The sequence below is a fragment of the Marinococcus sp. LNHM4E3-1 genome (genome assembly GCF_056034405.1).
In genome coordinates, this window is the sequence record NZ_JBQLID010000004.1 from 281,969 (window position 1) to 288,956 (window position 6,988).

8 protein-coding genes are annotated in these 6,988 nt (G+C 46.8%); 1 reads left to right on the forward strand and 7 read right to left on the reverse strand.

Annotated features, from left to right (window positions below; genetic code table 11):
- Positions 1-179 precede the first annotated feature (179 nt).
- From ACTRXI_RS06505 to rpiB, 5 genes are read right to left on the reverse strand one after another with little or no spacing between them, the layout of a single operon-like run.
- Positions 180-1,070 (reverse strand): NAD(P)-binding domain-containing protein, encoded by an 891-nt coding sequence (locus ACTRXI_RS06505; RefSeq protein WP_474261662.1) that lies wholly within the window; start codon positions 1,068-1,070, stop codon positions 180-182.
- A gap of 55 nt (positions 1,071-1,125) precedes the next feature.
- The gene (locus tag ACTRXI_RS06510) at positions 1,126-1,950 is read right to left on the reverse strand and encodes a sugar phosphate isomerase/epimerase family protein (RefSeq protein ID WP_474261663.1); all 825 of its coding nucleotides are present in this window, start codon (positions 1,948-1,950) and stop codon (positions 1,126-1,128) included.
- A 1-nt stretch (position 1,951) separates the two neighbouring features.
- Complete coding sequence (gene dhaL / locus ACTRXI_RS06515) at positions 1,952-2,599, reverse strand: dihydroxyacetone kinase subunit DhaL (protein WP_474261664.1); 648 nt, start codon at positions 2,597-2,599, stop codon at positions 1,952-1,954.
- Positions 2,600-2,617: 18 nt separating this feature from the next.
- Positions 2,618-3,622: a dihydroxyacetone kinase subunit DhaK gene (locus tag ACTRXI_RS06520; RefSeq protein WP_474261665.1), complete on the reverse strand. Its 1,005-nt coding sequence runs from the start codon at positions 3,620-3,622 to the stop codon at positions 2,618-2,620.
- Positions 3,623-3,641: 19 nt separating this feature from the next.
- Positions 3,642-4,094 carry a ribose 5-phosphate isomerase B gene (gene rpiB / locus ACTRXI_RS06525; RefSeq protein ID WP_474261666.1) on the reverse strand — a complete coding sequence of 151 codons (453 nt, stop codon included), beginning with the start codon at positions 4,092-4,094 and terminating at the stop codon, positions 3,642-3,644.
- A 236-nt stretch (positions 4,095-4,330) separates the two neighbouring features.
- Between rpiB and ACTRXI_RS06530 the strand changes: the two genes are divergently transcribed.
- Positions 4,331-5,119, forward strand: a complete 789-nt coding sequence (locus ACTRXI_RS06530; protein WP_474261667.1) for a DeoR/GlpR family DNA-binding transcription regulator — start codon at positions 4,331-4,333, stop codon at positions 5,117-5,119.
- 77 nt (positions 5,120-5,196) lie between these two features.
- On the opposite strand, the gene ACTRXI_RS06535 is transcribed toward ACTRXI_RS06530, so the two are convergent.
- Positions 5,197-5,892, reverse strand: a complete 696-nt coding sequence (locus ACTRXI_RS06535; protein WP_474261668.1) for a CpsD/CapB family tyrosine-protein kinase — start codon at positions 5,890-5,892, stop codon at positions 5,197-5,199.
- A gap of 125 nt (positions 5,893-6,017) precedes the next feature.
- Positions 6,018-6,797, reverse strand: a complete 780-nt coding sequence (locus ACTRXI_RS06540) for a hypothetical protein (protein ID WP_474261669.1) — start codon at positions 6,795-6,797, stop codon at positions 6,018-6,020.
- Positions 6,798-6,988: the final 191 nt, after the last annotated feature.

Below are 6,988 nucleotides of genomic sequence, written 5' to 3' on the forward strand. Positions count from 1 at the left end.
CCTCTTTTTAATTGATAACGCTTACATTAAGTGGAAATAAAAACTGAATATTAAGAAAAATAATGATTAATATTTAATATACAAATCAGCTCCTTTCATGTTTATCCAGCCGCCTATGTTTGTCGGCTGGATAAACTAATAAAAGCCTGAGTTTTTAGAAAATCTTTATTAGAATCGGTTCAGCCACCTTTTGGAGTCTGGCAGTTCCCCATCCTCTCAAAGAAATTAATAATGTGGGAATGGTCCCTTTTCCCGTTTCCGTTCGCAATTTCAGAGTGAAAAATTTCTTTCACCAGGTTCGTGACGGGAAGCGGCACCCCAATTGCGTTCGCTGAGGACTGAATGTTCTTTAAATCTTTGTAATTCGTTTCAATGCGGCCGCCCGGCTCAAAGTTCCGGTCGATGATCTGCGGCATTTTCGCCTCCATGACAGCACTGCCTGCCAGGCCGCCATGTATGGCTTCAAACAGTTTATTTAAATCAATGCCTGCCTGGCTCGCATACACGCAGGCTTCCGATAAAGCGGCGAGATTTCCGCTGACAATAATCTGATTTGCCAGCTTTGCTGCAGAACCGGTCCCATTCGCCCCGCAATGGACAATATTCTCTCCCATTGCTTCCAATACGGGCAGTACCTTATTAAAGTGGTCTTCGTCCCCGCCTGCCATAATGGAAAGCCTGCCTTCAACCGCCATTGGCTCTCCTCCGCTGACAGGAGCGTCGATAAAATGAATATTCATTGCTTCCAGTTTACTGGAAAACAGTCTCGATTCCTCTGTTGATACCGAGCTCATATCAACGATAATGGTGCCTGGCTTACTTGCTGCAGCCAGCCCTGTTTCTGCAAATAACACCTCGGACACGTGTTTTCCTTCCGGGAGCATCGTGATGATGACATCGCTGTTTTCCGCTGCCTCCCGGCCTGTTTTACACGCCTGGCCGCCTAAAGCTGCCAGTTCGTTGACCGCCTCCGTGTTTAAATCAAAAAGGTACGTCTCAAATCCCTTACTGATAAGATGTCCGGCCATCGGTTTGCCCATAATGCCTAAGCCAATAAATCCAACCTTCATTCGACACGCCTCCATGCAACAGTATTTGAATAAATTCCGGTAATGCTAAATGCTCTCAGCTTCCCTGAATGATCGGGTGGAGGTGTTTGTTGACGTAGCTGCCAAGCTCTTTAATAACTTTACCTGTATCCGGTTCTGCTGCCCCGGTTTCCTCTTCGAGCATCACCCAGCCGTCGTAGCCGCCGTCCTTCAGCACCTGCATGCACCCAACAAAATCAATGTCACCTTCGCCCATTTTCTTCCATTCATGATTTTTGGAAGCTTCTTTAAAGTGCACGTGTTTAATTAACGGCAACGCTTCCCGGAAAATGTCCACCGGATCCATATCGCCGAACATGATATGACCGGCATCCGGCGTATAGCCCATGTATCTTTCATCGAGGCCATCGAAAAGAACTTCATAATCCTCCCGGGATTTCCAGTAGGAGGTTTTATAGGAAATGGGATGAAGCGATGTTATAATGCCGTGCTCCTCCCGTGCACGCTTTCCCAGTTCATTAGCACCCCTGATAATCTCCTGCTGCCTTTGCCGTACATTGTCCCGGCTGGCCCCGACTCTGGACGGTACGTTCATCACAGCTTCCGGAAAGTGCTTTAAGTATTCAAAATAGTAATTTTCTAATTCTTTTTCCTGCTCTGAAGGTTCTCCCCCTTCAAACGCATGCGGGATTGTCAGTGCAGCCAATTGAAGTCCTCTTTTATTAAGCTCTTCCTTGAAGCGCTCCGGCTTATCCCTATACTTTCCAAGCAAAGAAATCTGCATATCCAGGCCTGTCAGCCCGCCATTTTTTACATCATCCATGATCTGGTCCATCATGTCTGCCTCTACATCATAATCCAGCACCCATGTGGAACCCTGGCACCCAAATTTCATGACCATTTTAATGCTCCCCTTCAGTAATTTTTAAATTTAAGGCTTCTGTAATAAAAGTAGAGAATAGAAGCTGCATCGAGGTCGCCCCCGGGTCCTGGTGTCCTATGGAGCGCTCGCCCAGCCGGCTCGATCTGCCTTTTTTGGAGCTCATCTCTTTGGTGGCCTCCATTCCATTTTTCGCCGCCACTGCTGCTTGTTCAAATTTTTGTTCCACCGTTCCCTCTTCACTTTCGAGGACTGCCTGAACAGGATATAGAACATCCATCATCGTTTTATCTCCCGGCTCCGCCTGGCTTCTTTCCTGCACGCCGCGGATAAATTCAATCCAAAACTGCCTCATATCTTCCATGGAAAGCTCGGTTTTATTTTTAATTGCCTTCGCCCCGGCCATAAAGCCCGACGCGTAGAGCGGTCCTACTGATGATCCCACCGTGCTTAAAAAGGAGCGCCCTGCCGTCATGGCGATTTTGCCGCAATCTGTTTCGTCCGCCAGCTTTGAATGAATGGCCTCCTGCACGGCTTTCCAGCCGATACTCATCGTGACACCGTGATCGCCGTCTCCAAGCGCCCGGTCCAGTTCACATAAATAGGTTTTGTTTTCTTCCATTACGCTGTGAGCGCTCTCAAAATAATTTTTCCAATCCCCTGTCCTCATGCCGTCATCTCCTCCTGCTTAACTCTGTGTATACATCGGGCACTCGGCCGGAGCATCAATGAATGGTTTTAATTCCTCATCCATTTTTAGAAGCGTGATGGAGCACCCTCCCATTTCCAGGGACGTACAGTAATCTCCTACGTAGGACGTATAAATATTTATTCCTTTTTCATGAAGAAGGCTTTCCACCCTGTCATACATGATATAAAGCTCCATCCTGGTCGTGGAGCCGAGCCCGTTAATAAGTACAGACACTTCATCCGTGGATTCAATATCCATTTCATCAATAATATTGTTTAAAATACGCTCAGTGACAACGTTTGAAGTAGCCAGCTTGCTTTTTTCCACGCCCGGCTCCCCGTGGTGGCCAAGGCCGATTTCCATTTCATCCTCTTCGAGACTGAAGCTTGGCTGCCCGGTTTGCGGAAGTGAGCACGGAGAGAGGCCGACGCCCATGGAGCCTACATTCTGGTTCGCCTTTTCGGTTATACGGTACACCTCGTCGAGCGAAAGACCTTCCTCGGCTGCTGCTCCGGCTATCTTCGTCACAAAGAATTCCCCGGCGATCCCTCTTCGTTTTTCCGCTTCCTCCCTTGGCGCTGAAGCAATATCATCCTTTACGATGACCTGCTTTACTTCTATGTTTTCCTCCATGTCTGCAATATCCGCTGCCATTCCGAAGTTCATAATATCTCCCTGATAGTTCCCGTATAAAAGCAGGGCGCCCTGGTTGGTGTTCGTTGCTTTTATTGCCTCTACGATTGGATCCGGAGGCGGAGAAGAAAAGATATTGCCCACTGCGACGCCGTCAGCCATTCCTTTCCCTACATAACCCATAAAAGCTGGTTCATGGCCGGAGCCTCCTCCAATAATTAAACTGACCTTCTCCTTCAGCCCTGCTTCCGTGCGGACAATCGTTCTCGGATGGGCCTCTACCCCCTTCACAAGTTGAGAATGCGCTTTCAAGTAACCGTTCAGCATTTCTTCGACGACGACGTCCGGATCATTAATTAACTTTTTCACCGTTAAGCCTCCCTATTTATCATTTTTTCATAAATTCTTTTTCTTTTTCCGAAATCTTATTCACCTTCCGCTCTGAATTGCCTCCCTGAAATTCTACGCTTAAATACGTCTCCACAACTTTTTTAGCGTGCTCTGCACCGATGACCTGGGCGCCCATCGTAATAATCTGGGCATTGTTACTTAACTGGGCCCGTTCAGCAGAGTAGGCGTCATGACATTGAGCAGCTCGAATGCCCGGAACTTTGTTAGCTGAGACAGCTACCCCGATACCGGTGCCGCAGATCAAAATACCCCGGTCAGCTTTATTATCGTTAATATCCTCCGCTACTTCAAATGCAACATCCGGATAATCCACCTCTGTACAGTTATAGCACCCATAATCTATGACCTCGTGATTCAGTTCTTCCACGTGTTTTTTTATCGTTTCTTTCAAGTCGTAAGCGACATGGTCACTTCCAATAGCTATTTTCACTATTTCCACTCCTCGTTTCTGTTAATATTTGATTAAATTTTCGCACTTTTATTTTTGTTTGTCAATTTTTATTTTTATTTACTTTCGAAAATTGTCGTTTATACTAAAATTAATAAATCATATTAGATATAACAAAACAAAAAGAAATACTATAAAGGAATTTAAATTAAATATTTTGCTAAAAGTGAATTTTTCTTCTACTATGAGGAAGAGAATATGACTCGAAGGGTGAAATGATGACTAAATTATTTGTAGCGGAACGCCGGCAGAAAATCCTCGAATACTTAAACGTTGACCGCCGCGTTACTGTCCGCGGCCTGGCAGAGAAAATGAACGTATCAGAAGTGACACTCCGCTCCGATCTGAAGGACATGGAAAACGAAGGGCTGCTTCGCAGAACTCATGGCGGGGCTGTTTTACCTGAAACAGAAGAAAACGAAATTAATTTTTCATCAAGAGAAAAGAAAAATAAAACAGAAAAAATAACGATCGCCCATATGGCAGTATCGTTAATTGAAGATGGCCAATGCATTCTTCTGGATGCCAGTTCCACAGCGCTTGAGTTTGCCCGGCTGCTGAAGGAAAGCCATATGCGCCTTACCGTCGTTACCAGCGGTATTTACACTGCCCTGGAATTAAGGGAAAATCCTAATTTAACAGTCATTCTTTTAGGAGGAGTCGTCCGACATGGGTCCAGCTCGTTGGAGGGGGTTCTGGGGGCTGATATGTTAAATAAAATCCATGTTGATTTTATGCTTACTTCCGCCAGCGGTTTTACAGTTAATACAGGACTTACGGACTTTAATGTATATGAAGTCGATTTAAAAAAACAGATGGTAGCCAAAGCCAGTAAAGTCGTTGCCCTTATCGATCATTCAAAAATTAACAAAAGCTCTATTTCTTCCTTTGCCTCTCTCAATGAAATTGATTATTTTATTTCAGACGAGCCGGTTTCCGAGGATATACTTACGGAGCTTGAGAAGCATAATATTCAAACTCTTTTTTCCCTTGTAGACTACAGCTGATTTTCTTTGCCCTAAAAACTAATCTCCCGGAACACAAACGAACCGGCTCCTGCAATCCAGGGGCCGGTTCGTTGTATTTATTGACCGTAATAATAGTAATAGCTTTGATCCATGCCTTTTTTCTGGTTAAGAATACAGCCGAGGATCGGCACACCGCTCACTTCTAACAGTTCTTTAGCCTTTCGGGCGGCGTCATTTTCAGTTTCACCGGCTTTGACGACGAGAATGCTTCCGTCGCAGTGACGGGAGATAACCTGAACGTCCGTCACCGCCAATACCGGCGGTGCGTCAAATAAAATTACATCGTACTGCTCGCGGGCAAGCTCTACCAAATGCGCCATTGAACGGCTCCCCAGAATCTCAGACGGGTTCGGCGGGATCGGCCCGCTCGGCAGAATATCGAGATTGGGCACTTCCGTTTCCTGAACGTACGCTGCGTATTCCCCGTGATTTGTTAAAGCATTAATCATTCCGTGGGTGTTCATCCGGCGGAACGTATAGTGCACAGTCGGCTTACGCAGGTCAGCATCGATAAGGAGCACTTTCTTTTCCTGCTGAGCCATCGTTACCGCCAGGTTTGCCACCGTGGTGGACTTTCCTTCCCCCGGGCCTGCCGACGTAACCACTATTGCCTGCATTTCTTTATCTACAGAGGAATATTGAATATTCGTACGAATCGTACGGTACTGCTCGGATACCGGGGATTTACTGTTCAGCCAGGTGATGAGCTTCCGCTGATTCGTGTTCGTCTCTTGCTTTCTTTTTCGTGCCAAACGCGCACACTCCTTTTGATTTCTTTCCATTACTCATTATATCGGCCGGATGCTTTATTCATTATAGGCGTAGTATAGCATATTCAGGCAGACCCGGGTCCATTTTTCCAAAAAGCAGGACCTTTTTATGACCCGTTCTCCGTCCACTGCTGCCAGATACCGTCCGTCCAGGCCGCGTGTCCCTGTTCGGTTGGCACTGGTGTATCCTCGCCAACATAATCGATTAGTTCTTCATCATCCACCGCCGGCCAGGCACTCCAGTGGTTCAGGTAGGTGACCCCGGCCTCGTCGGCATAGCCTTCCACGGCGTCGAGCTGTTCTAAGTAATACTGCGCTTCGTACCAAGGCTGCGGAGCGCTGATATAGTACGCGCTGTCGTTTTCCTGCACCGCTTCCGTCACTTCACGGGTGGCGTAAATGGTATCGTCACTGCTGACCGTGCCGTTATCACTCACCGCAAATGGCACAAAGATAAACAAATCAGCATTGGCACCGGCCATTTCCTCTGTCCCGCCTTCATTCAGCACTTCAAGCGACGTGCTGTCATCATATGTAATCGTTTCTACTTCCGTGTCAATCCCGTTCCAGTTCTCCTCGATCCGATCGCCCAGCTGCTGCGGAAAGCTATTATCGCCTTCTGACGTCACCGCGTCGGAGCCTGCCACTACAATACGCAGTGCCTCCCCGGACTGTTCAGCTTCTTCAAGCTGGTTCTGCAGACCGGCATCGAGCCCTTCGGCATCGATACCGCCCTCGGAGGAGGCTTCGCTGCCACCATTCTGCTGACCGCTGCCACTCTCTGCTCCCCCAGCGTTATCGATACGGTCCTGGTAGTACAGCCAGCCTGCAATCAGCACTACAGCAGTGGTCAGGACGAGGATAAATAATCCAATTGATCGTTTCATCAGATCTCCCCCCGCTCATTATTCCATTCTTAAGTATTACGAAAATACTCTAAATTGTAAAGACGAAATCCGAAAATTTCCATAAAAGAACGTATAATTTAATTTTTTTTAAAACTTGAATTGTAATATTAAGCGCAACACCTAAAAAATAAAAAACACCCATGGTATCCCAGTGTAAAATGAAAGTACCA